Here is a 17,646-nt window from a genome sequence, read left to right as displayed (position 1 = left end):
GGCAAACGTTACTTGCAAACGGCTAGGAGTCAGCATGAATAAACTACATAAACTCTTTAAACCCAACTCTGTGGCCGTTATTGGTGCATCTCAAAAAGCATTGCGAGCAGGGCATGTCGTTATGCGTAACCTTCTACAAAGTGGATTTGGTGGCGCGATTATGCCAGTAACGCCGCGATACAAAGCGGTATCCGGAGTTATAGCCTACCCGGATGTGGCTTCCCTACCCTATACGCCAGATATTGCGATTTTATGTACGAACGTTTCACGCAATGAGCAACTGCTTAAAGAGTTAGATGAGAGAGGCACGCCGTTTGCGATTGTTATCTCTGATGACGCTCAGCCTTTAAATATTTCATCATTGAATATTCGAGTTTTAGGACCGAACAGCTTAGGTATTATCTTGCCTTGGCACAAATTTAACTGCACGTTTTCTCCTGTTGCGGCTAAGCCCGGAAAAATTGCGTTCATCTCACAATCTGCGGCGGTTTGTACCACAGTGTTAGACTGGGCAAATGATAAGAATATTGGCTTTTCTTCGTTCATTTCGATTGGACGCGGACAGGATATCGATTTTGCAGATTTGCTTGATTACTTAAGTATGGATGGGAATACGGAAGCTATTCTGCTTTATGTGGATAATATCCAGGATGCTCGACGATTTATGTCTGCTGCGCGAGCTGCTTCACGGAACCGCCGTATATTGGTATTAAAAGCGGGCCGCTCTAAAGAGATGAATACTTTCGAAGAGCAAGATGGTGATACGCTTGATGTAATTTACGATTCTGCCATCCGTCGAACTGGTATGTTACGAGTCAGCAATACGCATGAGCTCTTCGCTGCGGTAGAAACACTCACGCATTCTGTGCCACTTCGTGGAGAGCGTTTAGCGATCGTCACCAATGGCGGCGGCCCTGCTGTTATGTCCGTTGATACTTTGATTGAACGTGGTGGCCAGCTCGCAACACTTGATGACGCTGCCATTGAGCAATTACAAACTGCACTCCCGTCCAACTGGCGCGCTCGAAATCCGATTGATCTGTCTGGTGACGCAACAAAAAAACGCTACATTGATACCATTAACGCACTGATGAATAACGACTGTGCAGATGCAATCTTGATTATGCATAGTCCTTCTGCGGTTTCCGACCCTCTTGAAACTGCTCAAGCTGTTATTGAGGCGATCAAGGCTCACCCTCGGCATAAGCATTTTAATATCTTGACCAACTGGTCAGGAGAACAAACGTCGAGAGAGGCACGACTGGCATTTACTCAAGCTGGCATTCCAACCTATCGAACGCCGGAAAGTGCGGTCGTTGCATACATGCACTTGGTTGAGTATCGACGAAACCAGAAGCAATTAATGGAAACGCCAACGACGGCTGAGCCATTGCACTCTGGAAGTGTGAGTTCTGCAAAAGAATGGGTAAATGAGCGACTACTGGATAAAAACACAGTCACTCTGGATACGCATCAAACCAGCCCTTTATTTAAGCTGTTCGGGTTTAATGTTCTGCCAACATGGATTGCATCTGACGAAATTGAAGCCGTGCATATGGCAGAAAATATCGGATACCCTGTTGCGGTTAAGTTGCGATCTCCAGACATTCCTCATAAATCGGATGTACACGGTGTCGCCCTGAATTTAAGAAACAGTCGAGAAGTTTCCAACGCAGCGCTATCCATTCTAGATACCGTAAAGCTCAGTTACCCTTCTGCCAATGTACACGGTCTGCTGGTGCAAGGTATGGCCAAGCTCGGCAGCGCTGAAGAGCTACGGATTAGTATTGCAGTAGATAAGGTCTTTGGACCTGTCATCTTGCTGGGTCAAGGCGGCTCTGAGTGGAATATCGCCCAAGATGCCGTCGCTGCACTTCCTCCTTTGAACATGACGCTTGCACGCTACCTTGTCGTTGTGGCTTTAAAGTCTGGAAAGATTCGCCTGCAGAAACACAAAGATGCGCTCGATATTAGTGAGTTGTCGAAATTCTTAGTTCGTATCTCCCAAATGGCGGTTGAGTTGCCAGAAATACAAAGACTGGATATCCATCCAGTGTTGGTATCGGGAAGCGATTTAACTATCCTCGATGCGGACATCACACTGTGTAAATACGAGGGAGATGCGCAAAAACGTCTGGCGATTCGTCCTTTCCCGGCAGAGTTTGTCGAAACTGTAACGCTTCGAGATGGCCAACCTATCCTGCTTCGCCCTATCCTGCCTGAAGATGAGCCGCTGCATGCTCAATTCATTAATAGCGTATCGAAAGAAGATCTGTATAAGCGTTTCTTTTCTGAGGTTGGTGAGTTCAACCATGAGGCTTTGGCAAACTTCACTCAAATCGACTATGACCGCGAAATGGCGTTTGTTGCGGTAGCGTTTAATACCGACGGACCGTCTATCATAGGCGTAGCCCGCGCATTGATTACCCCAGATAATAGTGATGCTGAGTTTGCTATTTTGGTTCGTTCAGATTTGAAAGGAAAAGGCTTAGGTAAAGTGCTGATGCAGAAAATTATCAGCTATTGCAAGATTAAAGGCACAAAGCAAATGTCTGGAATGACCATGCCTACAAACAGAGGGATGTTGATGTTAGCTCAAAACCTGGGATTTGAAGTCGATGTTCAGTTTGCCGATGGTACGGCAGATATGGTGCTTCCTTTAAATTGAAAAATAAAGCATTAGCGATAACTTTACTTCTTAGATTCGATAAGCAATGGGAACCTAAGAAGTAAAAGTTACGTTGTTACTTTAGTTTCCAATTCTTTTTCAAGTATTGAATACACCAGGATTTCGCCTCACCCATGGTATTTCGGCGCCATGCTAAGATAATATCCATCGGTTGCTCTTCTGTACCTTCGATTCGCTTCAATACGCCACTATCAATCAAAGGTTGTGCAATTTGGCTTGGTAACGTACCAATGCCTAAACCTGCAGTGAGCGCATCTACTTTTGCCGTAAAGTTGGTGACGGTCAAGCGAGGCTGTTTTTGAATGATATTAATTGAGAGCGCGGGTTGTTCGCGTGCAGTGTCTGCAATGGCAATGATTCGGTACTTTTCTCGCGCCGCCTCATCAAACTTACCACTACGCTTGTGAACATAGTGATCAGCTGCCGCTACCCAAAACATGCTCATTTTACCAATTTTTTCTGATTTGACTTCTTGAGGAAGTGTATCCAGTGATGGGCAAATCAGTAAATCCGCTCTACCTGTATTCAGCGATTCCCAGCTACCAGCCAAGATCTCTTCTTGCAGTCTGACTCGTGTTGAGCTTACTTCAGCCAATGCATCAACCATAGGGAAGAAATTGGATATAGGAATAATGCCATCAAAGGCAATGGTAATATCCAGTTCCCAGCCATTCGCCAATAACGTTGCATCATTCACTAACTTTTCACTGGCTTGTAAAATGGCTCGTCCTCTTTCAAGGATGAGCTTTCCTGCTTCAGTAAAATGGGCTTTGTGACCAGAGCGATCGAAGATAATGATGTCTAAGTCTTGCTCGAGTTTCTGGATCTGATAGCTCAGTGATGACGGGGCTCTATCTAACTCATTCGCAGCAGCTGCAAAACTCCCTCTTCGGTCAATGGCATCCAGAATATGGAGCGCTTCTAACGTAATTGGACTCTGCACATGGCCTCTCTTAATGTGATTTTTGTCACATTGATTGTATTTGGATGATCTTATCAAGAACTAACGTTAAACAATATAACACACTGATAACTAAAGACTAGAAATGCTCATAACCTAAGAGTTCTACTCAAGATAAAACCACAAATGACAATGGTAATGATAGTAATTATTATTTAGATCTATTAATATCCCGTTTGTTGTTACCTATTATGGATCTAAGGTATTGAAGCCAATGTATAAAAAAACAATTTTGTCAGCCTCTATTCTGATTGCACTATCCCAAGGTGCCTACGCTGAAGATCATTCAACCTTCAATGAAGTGGTCGTGACTGCGACTCGTACTAATAGCCAAATCGAAGACACTGCTGCTTCTGTTGCGATCGTTACTGATAAGAACATCGAAGAAAGCATGGTCACTGGCTTAGGTGATCTCTTTGAGTACACGCCAGGAGTCACGGTTAAGACAAACTCTCGTCAAGGTGTCCAGAGTATCAATATCCGTGGCATCGAAGGCAATCGAATTAAAGTTCTTGTGGACGGCGTATCTCAAGGTAACCAGTTCGAATCAGGGAATACGTTCATTAACTCTGCTCGCGTTAACGTTGATACCGACCTAATAAAAGCGGTTGAAATTGTAAAAGGTGCAGCATCGTCTCTACATGGCTCTGATGCAATTGGTGGCATTGTTGCATTTGAAACCAAAGATCCGGCTGATGTCCTTAAGGGTCGTAACTTTGGTGGCCATGCGAAGTTCAACTACTCTTCCGAAGACAATACATTCAGTGAATCTGTGGCATTAGCGCACAAAATTGGTGATTTGGAATCTTTACTTGCTTATACGCGTCGTGACGGCAATGAACTGGATAACTTTGGAGATCTAGCAGCTGCAGATACAGAAGCGAACAACTTACTGGTTAAACTTCAGTACCAACTCAATGATGCACATCGTGTTGAGTTTAATGGGAATTATATTCGCAACAAAGGCAACGGAAAGCAGTCTTACAACGGTTATACAAATGCAACAAGTGAAGATGTAACAGAACAATATCAAGTTGGTATAAAACATATTTGGGAGATGCAAACGGCCGTAGCGGACTCGCTTACCTGGCAACTAGATTGGCTTAGCAAAGAAGAAAACGGCATTACTGATCGTGTTAAAGGTCAGAATAACCAACGTAAAGACTACATATACGAGGATGAAGGTTACCAGTTTGATTCTCAGTTCGACAAATATCTCATGCTTGGTAGTACAGAGCATTACTTTGTGTACGGTGCATCCTTCAGTGATAAAGACATTAAGAACGTTAACAAAGAGTACAACAGTGCAAGCGCAAACAAAGAAATTTTCTATATCCCTTCTGCGAGCGAGCGTCGTTACGGGCTCTTTTTACAAGACGAAATTACGGTAGGTAACTTTACGATTACTCCGGGCGTACGGTGGGATGCATTTGAAACCGATCCAGGTGACACAAGCAGCAACCCAAGTGGTAACGCGGCTAGCGACTACAAAAAGTTTTCTGATTCTGCATTTACAGGCCGCTTAGGTTCTGTTTATAAGCTTAATGAACAACATCGTTTATTCGCGCAAATCAGCCAAGGTTTCCGTGCTCCAGATTTCCAAGAGTTGTACTACTCCTTCGGCAACCCAATGCATGGCTACATTTTTAAGCCAAATCCTGATTTAAAAGCAGAAGACAGCATTTCGTACGAATTTGGTTGGCGACATAATAATGACATTTCTAGCAGTGAAGTGTCAGTTTTCTACAGCGATTACGACAACTTCATCGAGAGTAAAACCGTCTCTGGCACTTGGACACCAGTGACTGACCCTGCGATTCTGCAGTACGTAAATATTGGCAAAGCGACAATTAAAGGTATTGAGTTTTCAAACCAACTTTCGTGGAACAAGTTCATGCCAATCGAAGGCTTTAGCTCTCGTGTAGCAGCGGCATATACGGAAGGTGAAGATGGAAACAATAATCCACTAAACAGTGTTAACCCTTGGAATCTTGTCGCTGGTTTAAATTACGATTCAGAACAAAACTGGGGAACCAAGTTAACCATTAACTACACCGCTTCTAAAGATAAAAGCGACATAAATGACGATAAAGTGTTGCCTATCTCCGCAGCTACGGTTGTAGATATCACCGCGTACTACAAACCTATTAAAGACCTTACGTTGCGAGCAGGTCTGTTCAACGTGACAGATGAAGAGTACTACAATTGGAATGATGTGCGTGACCTTCAGACAGAAAACAAAGATCTGACTCAAGCTGGGCGGAACTGGTCAATTACAGCTAAATACGAGTTCTAAAGCCTCCGAAAACACAAAAGCCAGCTTAATGCTGGCTTTTTTTATGGCTTTCATTTCAAAAATGTAAAGAAAAGTATGAAAAATGAAAGTTTACTGTTTTGCCATCTCTTTTTTCACCATTACTGCTGCTGCAATGATAAAAGTGATGATCAGACCGAGTTCCATGAACTACCCCAATAGCTATGAGAAAATTTATAACCCAAATTAAGAGTCGGACATAGTTTAACAGCTCTATATAGACTTGCTACCTTTTAACCAGTAATTTACGATTTTTTCCGATTTGGATCAAAAAAGACGCAATTATGCGTCTTTTTGTTATTATTATGTAAATCAAGATTAGGCGTCTGGGTAACCTTGAGGGTTGTTAGATTGCCAACGCCATGTATCCCCCGTCATTTCTTCTAGAGTGCGAGACGCTTTCCAACCTAACTCATTCATTGCTTTTGATGGATCAGCCCAGCACTCCGCAATATCGCCTGGACGACGTTCAACAAGTTGGTATGGAACATCTTTACCACTTGCGGTTTCAAACGCTTTCACCATTTCAAGCACACTGTAGCCATTGCCAGTGCCAAGGTTGTAGACATGAAGGCCCGCTTTGTTACCTACTTTTTCCAAAGCAGCGACGTGACCATCGGATAAGTCCATCACATGAATGTAGTCACGCACGCCGGTGCCATCTTTCGTTGGGTAGTCGCTACCGAATACAGAAAGGAACTCTCGGCGGCCCACCGCAACTTGAGAAACAAACGGCATTAGGTTATTTGGAATACCTTGAGGATCTTCACCTAACTCACCAGTTGGATGTGAACCTACAGGGTTAAAGTAACGAAGAAGTGTGATGCTCCAATCTGGATTCGCTTTTTGGAAGTCCGTTAAACATTCTTCCACCATTAATTTACTGCGTCCATAAGGGTTAGTTGCGCTAGTTGGAAAGTCTTCTGTGATTGGAACAGATGCAGGATCGCCATAGACAGTTGCTGAGGAGCTAAATACCAACGATTTAACTCCAGCTTCGCGCATTGCATCAACCAATACCAAAGTGCCATTCACATTGTTGTCATAATACTCTAGAGGTTTTGCTACGGACTCACCGACGGCCTTTAAACCTGCAAAATGGATAACCGCTTCTATATCGTGCGATTTTAGAACCTCTACCATTGTCGATTTATCTCTGATATCGGCTTGAATGAAGGTTGGCTTTACGCCACATACCTTTTCAATGCGATCTAAGACCGTAGACTTACTGTTGTACAGGTTATCTAGAATCACTGGCGTCATACCAGCTTCGATCATTTGAATACATGTATGGCTACCGATATAGCCCATACCACCCGTAACAAGTACTTTCATTTTATCATTCCTTCTGACGCGAATGGGTTTAGTTTAAAGCTTTGACGTTACGATTTAAACTGTCTCCTGCAATTCGCATCCCATTAATATTGCTTGGCCTTTTCCGGCTTTTTTAGCTTGATACATTGCAGTATCTGCACTTTTTAACACTCGAGTGGCATCTCGCTCATTAACACCGACTAATTTTACGCCGATACTAACGCCAACCTTGAGCGAGTTACCTTTGTACTCGATTGGTGTGCATACGCTTTCGAGCAGTTGTTCTGCAATTCGGGTGACGACTTTTTGGTTGGCAGGATTAACCAACATGACAAATTCATCACCCGAAAGTCTTGCGATTAAATCACTATGTCGAGTCGCAGATGTTAGACGCTCGGCTACTTTTTTCAGAACTTCATCACCTGCGTCATGGCCATAGGTATCATTAACCTCTTTAAAACCATCGAGATCGAGGTAAAGCACCGCAAATTCGTCACGTAAGTATCCCGACCGTTGTACTAATTCTTCCAACTCTAAATGGAACTTGGAGCGATTCGCTAACCCCGTTAGTGCATCGTGATGAGCTAAGTACTCAAGTCGTTCCATCTCTTTTGCACCAGAAAGATCGGTAAGAACAATGACTAGGTCGTAGAACCCATGGTCTTCACATTTAACGATACGATTAACCCTTGCAAACATCGGCACAAACTGGCCAAGATGGTTCTGCTCAATAACTTCCCCTTGCCATACCCCGTAGTTTTCTATCGATTCAATGATGCTAGGCATCATTTCCTGCAACTTGCGCCACTTAAGTGTTTGGATAAATGACTTCCCAATAAGCTGATCCATCTCTAGTCCAACTAACTTAGTGACCGCAGGGTTAGCCATTGTGATAACACCTCGATGATTAAGAACGATGAGGCCATCTTGACTGCTCTCAAAAACACGCCCCGCAACACGCTGCCTGCTCATGGCCTCTTCAATTTCGGTGATATCTTGAATCGAAAACAATAAGTGTCCATGTGTGGACAAACGACGACTGGTTAAACTCAACTGCTGTTCGTTGTCTGCATTTTTGAGGTGAATGTCATCGCATTCTAACCCCCTACTTAGGATTTGGCTCAGCTCATTCGGTGTTTTCGTTTTAATTAGATCACGGATATTGGCATGCTCAAGTTCCTCTGACTTTTTTTGAAATATCTGCCGAGTCGCAGTATTACAGTAAATAACACGCCCGAAGTTGTCGGTAATAACTAATGCGTGTTGAACAGATTCAATGACTTCTTCTGAAAACGCCCGCTTTTGTTCTAACATTTCTAATGAGTGTTGCCGCTGTTTCTCGCGTGTTGTTAACTTGTTCATCATTTGATTGAAGGAATGTGCGAGTTCTCCAATTTCATCCTTGGAGTAATAGCGAACTTGAGTATCCGTATTTTGTCCGTGTGTCACACTCTCTATTGTATGACTCAGTTCTATGACAGGTTTGAGAACAAGCCTATCGATACTTATGTAAAAGATAGTGCCACCAGCGAACAGCAACAGAAGAAGTACAGCACCATCTTGAAGTAAAGATTGTTGGGCTTCTATGATTGGACGATGGGAAAGCGTAACCCTCATACTGCCAATGACACGACCATCGTAAATAATCGGTTCTAGAACATAAAGAAATTTGGCTGATAAGGCATAACCTAGCGCGTGTAACTTGCTTCTTTCAGTTTGATTAGGGACGGGAGCTGATACCCCACTTCCTTCAAGAACAACGAAAGGTTGATCATCTTGGTCGTAAAGTCTGACCCGCGTAACATTTGGCTGGTTTAAAAAGTTGATGAGAGTAGTTTGAGCTTTTTGCTTGTTCTTTGTCGTTAGCGCATCTTTAATTGAGAAAGAAACATTGTTAATCAACTTTCTCGTTTGTTCGACCAACTCATGCTTAGACGATTGGTATGCAGTATACGAGGTATAACCTTTTGAGATAACAAAGATAGCCGTTATAAAGACCAAAATTGGCCAAATAAGCTTTGCTCGTAATGACATATGTATTCCTGTCGCAGACAACCACTAAAAATGACAGAAGCGTTGTTATGCAATCTATTACCCATTAAGGGCGATAAGATTAACACGATGCCAATGCAAAATAACCTTAAATTCTCAAAAATTGGATGGAAAAGGAACGAAATACCTTAAAATTCGGATCAACTCAAATAACGGCAACATCTTTATGGACTAAAGTGATCTTTTTCGTCAGCCATCAGATCATAAACCTCGCTTTCATGATAGAAGAATGAAGTGAGTCACTGAACCTAGATGCATTTTCCTGCATCGTGAACCCATTGCTTGTGTAGAAATAAAACGTATGACATTGAATAAACAGCAACTTACATTGAACTGTGACATGGGTGAGAGCTTTGGCTCTTGGATTATGGGGGCAGACGAAGATGTTATGCCTCATGTTGATATGGCAAACATCGCGTGCGGCTTTCATGCTTCCGATCCTAATGTCATGCACGACACTATCACTCTCGCCAACGACAACGATGTTGATATTGGAGCACACCCGGGCTACGCCGACCTCCAAGGCTTTGGCAGGCGCAGTATAAACATGACGGGTGATGAAATTACTAACATGGTTATATACCAAGTAGGCGCTTTACAGGCACTTTGTCAGGCTCAATACACAGATATCAGCTATATAAAGCCTCATGGCGCGTTATACAACGACATGATGAAAAGTGATGCGATATTTAGATCAGTTGTAAAGGCGGCAGCTTTATTCAAAGTGCCGTTAATGATTCTAGCGTCACAGGAAAACGAAAAATACTTAGAAATCGCAGATGATTATGACGTTCCCTTGCTGTTTGAAGCATTTGCAGACCGTTTGTATCAAGATGACGGATTACTTACACCTAGGACACAGCCTGATGCCGTGTTAAAGAATGAGCATGCGATACTTGAGCAAGTCCGTACGTTAGCAGATTCTGGGCGTGTCAAAACTGTTTCTGGCGGCTACATTTTACTGGAAGCCGATACGATTTGTGTTCATGGTGACAATGAAGAGTCGATCGCGCTGATCCAAAAGATCCGTCAAAGCCTATACGCGGGAGGAAATTAATGCATAAAGAGAAATTTAGTATCTCTTTGATCTCTGAGTGCAGTATTTTCATTAAGTTTGACGAGAATATCTCTGAAAATGCGGTCGGAGAACTTGCTCGAAACATCAAAGACACTCTAGCGTCAATCATTATGAACGTAGTCCCATCCTATCAAACCATCCTCATTGATTACTTGCCTTTTCGAATCAATGAAAAAGATTTAGTGCATAAACTGCATCAAATGATCCGTCAGTTTGATACTCAATCGCTCAGCCTTGTTCAACCTAACCACATCACTATTCCCGTATACTACTCCGAAGAAACCGCGCTAGATTTGTCCCGCTTTCAAGATCGTGGACTATCATTAGACGCGCTCATTTCTTTACATACTCTGGCCGAGTATGCGGTTTCAGCGATTGGTTTTGCTCCAGGTTTTGCATTCCTCTCCGATGTCGATACTCAATTACATATGCCAAGGTTAGCTACACCAAGAACGCGAGTACCAGCCGGAAGCGTGGGAATCGCAGACTCTAAAACGGCCGTCTATCCATCAGATAGTCCTGGCGGATGGAACATTATCGGTAGAAGCCCGCTTCCCCTTTTCTTTGATACGCCACCTTTTATACCGTTTGAAGTAGGTGACAAGGTCACGTTTAATGCCATTTCCAAACAAAAGTTTATCGAGTTAGGAGGTGTTCTATGAGTTACGCTGGATTGCTGGTGGAAAAGTCAGGGCCACTTTCTTTGATTCAAGACTTTGGTCGTTTTGGCTTAGCGCATATTGGCGTGACTCAAGGTGGCCCCGTAGATGATTACGCCTACAGTTGGGCAAACCATTTACTTGGTAACGTAGTCAATTGTGCTGCGATTGAAATTACTTTGGGTAACGCTTGCTTTGTCGCACTACATAACTGCCATCTTGCAATATGTGGTGGTGATTTGAATGCAAAAGTAGATGGTGAGCCTATCTCAAATTGGTCTGACTTTACGTTGAAGAAGGGGCAGAAGCTGCAGTTCGGAGTCGCAAAAAATGGACTTCGATCCTATCTTGCGGTTAAAGGTGGGTTCGATATTGCTCAGCACTTAGGAAGTGCCTCTACAGTCACGAGAGAATCTCTTGGTGGTTATGACTCAAATGGTGGCGCTTTAAAAGCAGGCGATATTCTTCCCTTTTTTCCTCATAACTTACCGAAACACAAACCAAGGCTGATGACGTTTCGCTTTAAGCCGGATTACAACTTACCTATCAAGCTGAGAGTGATTGAAGGCTATCAAAATGAGGACTTTGATGAAGACACTCGCCAAGCCTTTTATAGCAACGCATTCACCATATCCCCTGATTCAAATCGTATGGGCTATCGTCTTGAAGGAAACAAAATCAAACCGCCTTACGAAGGCGTACTGTCGGAAGGAATTGCGCTAGGATCGATTCAAGTTCCTAACGATGGTAATCCCATTGTGTTGCTCAACGATCACCAAACCATCGGTGGCTATCCTAAGTTTGGCTGTGTAGCACGTATTGACCTGCCAAGGCTGGCACAGGCGAAACCCGGGCAAAAAGTCAATTTTGTGAAAGGAGATAGACAAGGCTTGCAAGAAGTATGGTGCCAATGGGCTCAGTTTTTTGGATATTAATACAACCTCTGAGCCCATACGTAACTGTTATGCAGGCATCCCATAACGCTCTGCTAATGCTTGCGGATAGTCTCGCTCTTGAGTGAGTTTAATCGCGTACTGCTCAATTTCTTGTTCAGACCAATGCACAGCGACAGGATGTTGGGATTCCACGTTTTGTTTAGGTTCGATATCAAACCAGAACTGAAGCATTTTTTGCGCTGCGAGTAGTGTTGATGACGCTTTTACCACTTCTATTCGTGCGTAATGGTTGTCTTCAAAGGTCACGTCGGCTGCCCTGAGTACCGGATCCGTTCCAGGAATTTGCTGGGCACCAAACAGGGCTTTTCCCCCTTTGATAGCAGAGTGATAGTCGGGAATGAACTGCGCCATGTGTTTGATAGCATTATTGGTTCGTTCTTCTAAGACTTCTTCTCGCCAACCGTTACGTATCTTTGAGAGTAAAGGAACTGGCAGTTCGGGCTGAGCTGAGGACGGCGTACTCTCAACTAAACCATCTTCAAATAGCGTAATGCCTTTCGTCATGCCGTGAAGCTGAAAATAACCATCACTATAGGGGGTCAGTTGAGCCATTCCTTTATCAGTTCCACGCGGTCCATGGAAAATAACTTCTGGCCACAGTTGTTGGCAGTCTGCCCACTTGGTTACGTAAGCGGCTTTAAACTCAACTAACCTATCACGCTTGGCACCGATGGTATTGTCAATGGATCCTGTTTCAAAACCACATGCATTGACCAAGTAGTCACATGTCATAAGATAATCGATGCCATCTCGTTCGTAACCAAGTTGCCAGTGATTACCCATCCAGTCCGCTTGTTTGAGCGTTGCTTGTGTGCATACTGAGGCGTTTGGCAGAGCGTTCAACGTTAAGTTGGCAATTGCGGCAAGGCGGAAAACACTCCAGCCATATTCCTGAACCGCCACAACTGGGTACTTTAGCGCTTCTAGATCAGCATGTTGAGCAAAAGGAATACACCACTCATCAAAGGTTGCAGGGTGACTTGGTTGAGTGCGTTGTGCTAGTGCTTCTAGATCCTCTTTTGAATACAATTTGTAGTATTCACTTGGCTCCCCAAGCACTTTATTGCTTTCATTTTTATCAACGAGCTTTTGATAAGCATTTTTCACCACCTCTAGTCGAGGAATCAGTGCGGATGGATCTCCACCATCAGAATAAGGGACTGCAATGATCGTCGGGCGAATATTCAGTGAAAGCGGATATAGGCGAACGGTATCAATGGATTGTGCTAATAAATCTAAACATTGTTGCTCAGAAATCTCTCGATATAAGTTGCCACCTGCATGTAAATGGCAAATGGGCGGACCATTTACCAGTGATACGCCCTTCTCTATTACGGAAACTTTAAAACCCAGCTCCGCAAAATGAATTGCTGCTGTTGCACCTGCGACACCGCCACCAACAACAGCGATGTGCTTATCTTTGTAATTTGGAAACTCAGACTTCATTGCTTCACTAAAAATTTTATAAGGAAAATTCTTTACTAACGGTGGATTCTACTCGTGTTTGGGCTTGATTAAAATCACAAAAAGTTCATGGGTTTGCGAAATATCCAACTGCGCCTTTATGGTGCGTTAAAGTAGAAAAAAATTGCAAAAAAAGTACTTGACGACATGGTTAGGAAGACACTTTTTTATGCCTATGTGAATAACAATTTCACTGTAAGACCCATGGCGCAAAGCCTGCAGAAACACCCCACTTTTTACCCCATTTAGTTATCCCAAAAGTTATCCACTGTTTTTGTGGATAACTAAAATAAAAGTGTCATGGAGTGTTCCACATTTAATAACATTTGCAGTGATTAAGTGTTTACTGGCGTTAACAATCTTTTCAACAAACTCATTACGACAAGTGCCAACGTAACAAATGTTGCCAGTGGTAAAGCTATCCACAATTCGGGGTGAATTTGTGCGTTCAGATCGAAGCCATATGTCATTACCGCGGCCACACAAACTTCCGCAGCGAATACCGCAACACCGCTAGCTATCAACGCCATAATGCCGTATTCGGCCCACAGAGTCGTATTGATCCGTTTTTTACTTGAGCCTAATGTGCGATACAAACGAATCTCCTGCTGACGTTGGGATAAGCTTAATCTCAATAGCGTGAAGATAAGTAGCAATCCCGCAACCACGCCTAAAAGAGCAAGAATAGTGATTGCCGATACGATTTGTTGAATCAAATCCTGGATTTTTTCGCCCATGGTACGAATATCTAAAACAGATACCGTTGGGTGAGATCGAGACATAGACGTTAATAGTGCTTCGTTCCCCTCATCAATTCTATAACTGATGAGGTAAGAACCCGGTAGATTAGCCATAACGTCGGATGAGAAAATAAAGTAAAAGTTAGGCTTCATATCACGCCATTCAACATAACGAATGGTATCTACTACCGCATCGTAGTTCTGGCTATTAATAACAAAGCGCAGTTTGTCACCAAGTTCGATGCCCAAGTCATTTGCTACATCGGCTTCTACAGAGACACTCCCTTTATTTGTCCATTCACCCGCAAGCACATCATTATACTCTGGCAGGCCGTCTCCCCACGTAAGGTTCAATTCACGACGTATTGCGTCAGAGCCTTCTCCTTCGTATTCAATCTCTTTGACGTTTTGACCATTAATCTCTGTCAATCGACCACGAATAATTGGATAAGCTTGTGACCGTGTAACCCCATTTTTATCTAAGGTTTCTAGGTAGCTATCGAGTTCGTAATCACCAATATTTAATGCGAAGACATTTGGCGCGTCTGCAGGTAAGGTTCTCTCCCAATCCGCGAGAATATCGCTGCGCACAAGCCAGATAATAGATAGCAGCATCAAAGACAACGCCAAAGCACCAAACTGCAGGCCACTGGTTACTGGCGTGCGGTTGATACGACTCAACGCAAGCTTCATGGCAGGTTGTGTTGAAATACGCGCAAACAATTTTGTGAGTGCGACGCTCACTGCAGCAAGCACAACAAAAAGTACTGCAATACCAATAAGAACAATCCAAACTAAGGTATTATCAGCATAAAGCAAAAGTAATGGAACAACGGGGACTAGAACGAGCAACATTCGCTTCCAAGAACGTTGTGCTTTGCCCTGCTGTAGCACTTCTAAGGCTGGAGTTTTAATCAAGCCTAACAATGGTATGCCAAGGGCAGGAACGGTGATCAGGACCGCTGAGATAAACGACACTAGATATGGGGTGACACCGTAACTAGGTAGAGGCTCGGGTAATAAGTCTTTGAGTGGAATGCGCAACAAGTACTCCAGCCCACTTCCCAACAATAACCCAACGACACTGGCGCTAATGAGCAGGATTGTGACTTGAATAAACAGCCATTTTTCAATCCATCGTCGACTTGCGCCAAGGCTTTTTAGCATCGCAATGGTTTGTGTTCGACTATTCACATAGTTTTGGCAAGTAAGAACCAATGTTGTCGCTGCCATAATGATGACAATCGCAACGGTTAGAGACAAATACTGCGTCGTTCGTTCAAAAACCTCATTGCTACGACTGGCAGTATCTTGCGTGCGCCAGCGATCACTAGGAGAAAGAACCGTATCTTCTTGCAGGCCTTTTAGCGTTTTATCATCGGCTTGTAGAAACAGACGGTATTGAACTCGACTCCCGACTTGAATCGCTCCTGTTTTCTCAACGTCTTTTTGATGAATGTATGCAGAAGGCATTTGTTGAAATGGGTTAAAGCTTAATCCAGGTTCCATCAGCACTGCACCTGAAACCGTAAAATCGGCATCGCCTATAGTGACGCTGTCACCCGGCTTGACGTCTAGTTGAGCCATAATCCGCTCATCAAGCCAGAGTTGGTTCTCTTTAACGCGACCGGATGGGTTGTTGTCTAGTACCAGTTCTCCCATTAAAGGGTAATTGTCGTCCACTGCCCTTACGGAAATCAACTGCATACCATTGTCGCTAAATGCCATCGTGGCAAATCGTGTCATCGTCGAACGTTCTAGGTTTTCGGTCGAGGATAACAACGTGTCAGGTATAGGATTAGCAGACACAAACACCGCATCCGCTGTCAATGCATCCTTCCCCTGTTTGACGATCACCTGCTCCATTCGCTCCGCTAATGCAGAAAGCGCAAAGATGCTCGCAATCACAAGAATAAGAGCAACGCTAATAGGCCAAAGGTTCCCCTGTCTTATTTCGCCGAAACTCCAACGTATTAGGCTTTTGTTTGACGAGTGTTTTATTGCACTGCTTCTTTCTGTCGATGTTGCTTCGCTTGATGATACTACAGACATTACACCTCCTCCTTAAGCTCACCCGCCTCCATACGATAAATACGGTCACATCGACTTGCTAGATGACCATCGTGTGTAACTAATATCAGCGTTGTTCCATGCTGCTCATTAAGATCGAATAGCAGCTCAATCACTTTGTCTGCGGTTTGATGGTCAAGATTGCCGGTAGGCTCGTCTGCGAATAACAGTTCAGGCTGTGTCATAAAGGCACGTGCTAGCGCGACACGTTGTTGTTCACCACCAGATAATTGACTTGGAAGATGATCGACACGTTTTTCCAATCCAACAGCGGTTAATAATTCGGCTGCTCTTGCTTCATCTTCGGCTTCACCACGTAAAAGACAAGGAAGCGTGACATTGCGTAATGCACTCAAGCTCGGGATTAATAAGAAACTTTGGAAAACAAAACCCAGAGAGTCAGCTCGAATTTTTGCGCGAGCTTCATCGTCAAGTTTTGATAACTCATGACCTAACAAGGTAATTTCACCTGATGTCGGTGTATCAAGGCCAGCTAACAACGTCATCAACGTTGACTTACCCGCACCGGAAGTACCGACGATGGCGATTTTTTCTCCTTTCCTGATGTCAACATTTACATCTTTGAGGATTGTTAATTGCTCTTGATTAGTAGAGACTTGTTTAGAAACCAAATTGGCTTGAACAATAGGTGCATTAAGTACAGGTGTTTGCATGATTCGTATACTTTCCTTAGTTCTATTTTTTTGTTTTTCCGCTACTGCACATGCGAGCGAAAAGCTACTTGTCTTAGGTGATAGCCTGAGCGCGGGCTATCAGATGCCGATCGAAAAGAGTTGGCCTAGCTTACTCCCTGATGCGTTGTCAGAACATGGTCAAGATGTAACAGTTATTAATGCCAGCATTTCTGGCGATACCACAGGCAACGGCTTAGCTCGATTACCACAGCTACTAACCCAACACAGCCCTGATATGGTGCTCATTGAGTTAGGTGCCAACGATGGCCTAAGAGGTTTCCCTCCTAAACTTATTACGTCGAATCTCTCAAAAATGATTACCATGATAAAAGATTCAGGTGCGGACGTTGTCATGATGCAAATTCGAGTGCCACCTAATTATGGTAAGCGCTATAGCGATATGTTTTACGATATCTACCCTAAGCTTGCACAACATCAACAAGTTACCTTGATGCCATTCTTCTTGGAGCATGTGGTCATCAAACCCGAGTGGATGATGGATGATGGCCTTCACCCAAAGCCTGATGCACAGCCTTGGATTGCTGACTTTGTTGCTCAAGAATTAATTAAACATCTCTAATTTTAATGGTCTAGCTCAATAAGTTTTACTTAACTTTACGTTAATCTATTTTCAATTCCACTCATCGAGGATAG

The 17,646-nt window shown here is 43.6% G+C and carries 12 protein-coding genes; 6 read left to right on the top strand and 6 right to left on the bottom strand.

What is annotated here, in order from left to right; translation table 11 throughout:
* Positions 1–34: 34 nt before the first annotated feature.
* Positions 35–2,668, top strand: coding sequence for a bifunctional acetate--CoA ligase family protein/GNAT family N-acetyltransferase (locus NL645_RS02855; RefSeq protein ID WP_046876116.1), 2,634 nt, complete (start codon positions 35–37; stop codon positions 2,666–2,668).
* A gap of 76 nt (positions 2,669–2,744) precedes the next feature.
* On the opposite strand, the gene NL645_RS02850 is transcribed toward NL645_RS02855, so the two are convergent.
* Positions 2,745–3,632: a LysR family transcriptional regulator gene (locus NL645_RS02850; RefSeq protein ID WP_005395465.1), complete on the bottom strand. Its 888-nt coding sequence runs from the start codon at positions 3,630–3,632 to the stop codon at positions 2,745–2,747.
* Positions 3,633–3,864: 232 nt separating this feature from the next.
* Here NL645_RS02850 and NL645_RS02845 point away from each other — a divergent pair, with 232 nt between their 5' ends.
* The gene (locus NL645_RS02845) at positions 3,865–5,946 is read left to right on the top strand and encodes a TonB-dependent hemoglobin/transferrin/lactoferrin family receptor (RefSeq protein WP_253651154.1); all 2,082 of its coding nucleotides are present in this window, start codon (positions 3,865–3,867) and stop codon (positions 5,944–5,946) included.
* Positions 5,947–6,282: 336 nt separating this feature from the next.
* Here the strand turns inward: NL645_RS02845 and galE are convergent, their stop codons facing one another.
* Positions 6,283–7,299, bottom strand: coding sequence for a UDP-glucose 4-epimerase GalE (gene galE, locus NL645_RS02840; RefSeq protein ID WP_074190671.1), 1,017 nt, complete (start codon positions 7,297–7,299; stop codon positions 6,283–6,285).
* 54 nt (positions 7,300–7,353) lie between these two features.
* On the bottom strand, positions 7,354–9,312 hold the full coding sequence (locus NL645_RS02835) for a diguanylate cyclase (protein ID WP_253651153.1): 1,959 nt from the start codon (positions 9,310–9,312) through the stop codon (positions 7,354–7,356).
* 319 nt (positions 9,313–9,631) lie between these two features.
* Here NL645_RS02835 and NL645_RS02830 point away from each other — a divergent pair, with 319 nt between their 5' ends.
* The 3 genes from NL645_RS02830 to NL645_RS02820 are packed head-to-tail and all read left to right on the top strand — an operon-like array spanning position 9,632 to position 12,002.
* Complete coding sequence (locus NL645_RS02830) at positions 9,632–10,387, top strand: 5-oxoprolinase subunit PxpA (RefSeq protein ID WP_253651152.1); 756 nt, start codon at positions 9,632–9,634, stop codon at positions 10,385–10,387.
* On the top strand, positions 10,387–11,070 hold the full coding sequence (locus NL645_RS02825) for an allophanate hydrolase subunit 1 (protein ID WP_253651151.1): 684 nt from the start codon (positions 10,387–10,389) through the stop codon (positions 11,068–11,070). Before NL645_RS02830 ends, NL645_RS02825 begins: the two co-directional genes overlap by 1 nt.
* Positions 11,067–12,002 carry a biotin-dependent carboxyltransferase family protein gene (locus NL645_RS02820; protein WP_225461091.1) on the top strand — a complete coding sequence of 312 codons (936 nt, stop codon included), beginning with the start codon at positions 11,067–11,069 and terminating at the stop codon, positions 12,000–12,002. Before NL645_RS02825 ends, NL645_RS02820 begins: the two co-directional genes overlap by 4 nt.
* 27 nt (positions 12,003–12,029) lie before the next feature.
* Here NL645_RS02820 and NL645_RS02815 read toward each other — a convergent pair whose 3' ends face one another.
* The 3 genes from NL645_RS02815 to NL645_RS02805 form a co-directional block, all read right to left on the bottom strand.
* Positions 12,030–13,469 (bottom strand): FAD-dependent oxidoreductase, encoded by a 1,440-nt coding sequence (locus tag NL645_RS02815; RefSeq protein WP_253651150.1) that lies wholly within the window; start codon positions 13,467–13,469, stop codon positions 12,030–12,032.
* Between the two features lie 353 nt (positions 13,470–13,822).
* Positions 13,823–16,279, bottom strand: a complete 2,457-nt coding sequence (locus tag NL645_RS02810) for an ABC transporter permease (protein ID WP_253651149.1) — start codon at positions 16,277–16,279, stop codon at positions 13,823–13,825.
* Complete coding sequence (locus tag NL645_RS02805) at positions 16,279–16,971, bottom strand: ABC transporter ATP-binding protein (protein WP_005395482.1); 693 nt, start codon at positions 16,969–16,971, stop codon at positions 16,279–16,281. Before NL645_RS02805 ends, NL645_RS02810 begins: the two co-directional genes overlap by 1 nt.
* On the opposite strand from NL645_RS02805, the gene tesA reads away from it, so the two are divergent.
* Entirely contained in the window at positions 16,970–17,572 is a 603-nt protein-coding gene (tesA, locus tag NL645_RS02800; protein WP_005395483.1) for a multifunctional acyl-CoA thioesterase I/protease I/lysophospholipase L1, read from the top strand. The two genes, NL645_RS02805 and tesA, sit on opposite strands and share 2 nt — an antisense overlap.
* The last annotated feature ends 74 nt before the right edge of the window (positions 17,573–17,646 follow it).

The sequence above is a fragment of the Vibrio sp. Y51_MX_L26 genome (assembly GCF_024181935.1).
In the GTDB taxonomy this organism is placed as follows: domain Bacteria; phylum Pseudomonadota; class Gammaproteobacteria; order Enterobacterales; family Vibrionaceae; genus Vibrio; species Vibrio diabolicus.
This window is presented reverse-complemented; position numbering and strand designations above follow the sequence as displayed.

What these genes read in the sequence shown, in the direction of transcription:
- NL645_RS02820 (WP_225461091.1), top strand. Translation starts at nt 11,067, where the DNA reads ATGAGTTACGCTGGATTGCTGGTGGAAAAGTCAGGGCCACTTTCTTTG.
- NL645_RS02855 (WP_046876116.1), top strand. Translation starts at nt 35, where the DNA reads ATGAATAAACTACATAAACTCTTTAAACCCAACTCTGTGGCCGTTATT.
- galE (WP_074190671.1), bottom strand. Translation starts at nt 7,299, where the DNA reads ATGAAAGTACTTGTTACGGGTGGTATGGGCTATATCGGTAGCCATACA.
- NL645_RS02830 (WP_253651152.1), top strand. Translation starts at nt 9,632, where the DNA reads ATGACATTGAATAAACAGCAACTTACATTGAACTGTGACATGGGTGAG.
- NL645_RS02835 (WP_253651153.1), bottom strand. Translation starts at nt 9,312, where the DNA reads ATGTCATTACGAGCAAAGCTTATTTGGCCAATTTTGGTCTTTATAACG.
- NL645_RS02805 (WP_005395482.1), bottom strand. Translation starts at nt 16,971, where the DNA reads ATGCAAACACCTGTACTTAATGCACCTATTGTTCAAGCCAATTTGGTT.
- NL645_RS02845 (WP_253651154.1), top strand. Translation starts at nt 3,865, where the DNA reads ATGTATAAAAAAACAATTTTGTCAGCCTCTATTCTGATTGCACTATCC.
- NL645_RS02815 (WP_253651150.1), bottom strand. Translation starts at nt 13,469, where the DNA reads ATGAAGTCTGAGTTTCCAAATTACAAAGATAAGCACATCGCTGTTGTT.
- NL645_RS02810 (WP_253651149.1), bottom strand. Translation starts at nt 16,279, where the DNA reads ATGTCTGTAGTATCATCAAGCGAAGCAACATCGACAGAAAGAAGCAGT.
- NL645_RS02825 (WP_253651151.1), top strand. Translation starts at nt 10,387, where the DNA reads ATGCATAAAGAGAAATTTAGTATCTCTTTGATCTCTGAGTGCAGTATT.
- tesA (WP_005395483.1), top strand. Translation starts at nt 16,970, where the DNA reads ATGATTCGTATACTTTCCTTAGTTCTATTTTTTTGTTTTTCCGCTACT.